The sequence below is a fragment of the Microcoleus sp. N9_B4 genome, assembly GCF_036701635.1.
In the GTDB taxonomy this organism is placed as follows: Bacteria; Cyanobacteriota; Cyanobacteriia; order Cyanobacteriales; family Microcoleaceae; genus Microcoleus.
In genome coordinates this window covers 1-1,106 of the sequence record NZ_JAUBRC010000123.1, presented here as the reverse complement: position 1 = coordinate 1,106, position 1,106 = coordinate 1, and the positions used below count along the sequence as shown (strand labels likewise).

1 protein-coding gene is annotated in these 1,106 nt (G+C 44.3%); it reads left to right on the top strand.

What is annotated here, in order from left to right; all coding sequences use genetic code 11:
• Window positions 1-253: 253 nt before the first annotated feature.
• A complete protein-coding gene (locus QUA43_RS30720; protein WP_333379549.1) occupies window positions 254-1,081 on the top strand; it encodes a transposase in 828 nt (275 codons plus the stop codon).
• The last annotated feature ends 25 nt before the right edge of the window (window positions 1,082-1,106 follow it).

The window sequence follows — 1,106 nt, the reverse complement described above, 5'->3', positions numbered from 1 at the left end:
TTGATGGATTTAATGCCAAGCAAATATCAACAAAAAAGTCTGCGAGCCTTGCTAGGTCTATTTCTGGAAGCAACAGGACAAAGTTTACCCGACTCATTCTCAAACAGTAAGTGCCAGCGCGATTAGTCGCTTCCTCAATCATTATCAATGGTCAGTCCGGGCAGTAATTAGAGTTGTGCGGGCAGAGATCATCAGGCAAGTCAAAGCCGAAAGAGGGCTTGGGAGGCGACCAATTTTAACTGTAATTTTGGATATGACCACCTTGGAAAAAGTTGGTAAGTTCTCAGGGTTAGGGAAACTAATTAGAGTCTATAATGGTAAACGAGGATTGCACCTGTTAGTCCTCTACATACTTGTGGGAAGAAGTCGAGTACCTTGGGGGTTCCGAGTCTATCGGGGCAAGGGAGAGTTGGCGCCAATAAAACTCGGTCAAAGATTGCTAAAAACTCTGCCAAAAACCTTAACAGCACATTATGAAATTCGAGTATTAGGTGATAGCGCATTTGGCAGTATAGAAATGCTCAACTGGGTAAAAAAACAACCACGTACAAGTGGTATTTTTGGGATTAGGAGCGATCGGAGGTTGGCAGATGCGCGGCAGGTAAACCAAGGACTGCAAAGGGGTCAGCAAGTAGTGCTGCAAGGATTAAACTTTCCAGTCACCCTGTCTTGGTATTGGCTCAAACGGGATGATGGCAGTCTCGAAAAACGCTTTGTAATTTCGACAAAACCTTTATCGGCTGTCTACATTACTCGACTCGGTAGAAGACGTTGGCAGATTGAAGGATTCTTTAAAACAGTGAAACATCGGTTTGGTTTGCATCGGTTTGGACAAAGCACTTTATTGGGAGTTTATCGGTGGCTAGTATTATCTTTTATTGCCTACTTTCTCGCCTTCTGGGCATATCTAGCATCGGGAAAAACTACCTTGCCAGATTGGGGAGAGGCGGCGCTACTGGCGAGAGAAACTTTGTTAGCATCTCTAGTAGTTTTGGGGCTATTAATTAATATCGCTCGCACCCAGAGTTTAGCTCGTCAGCAGGGTTTTGACATCACTGTTAGTGGTTGGCAATATGGCTAATTGAGAATGGTGCAAGATCTCAGTT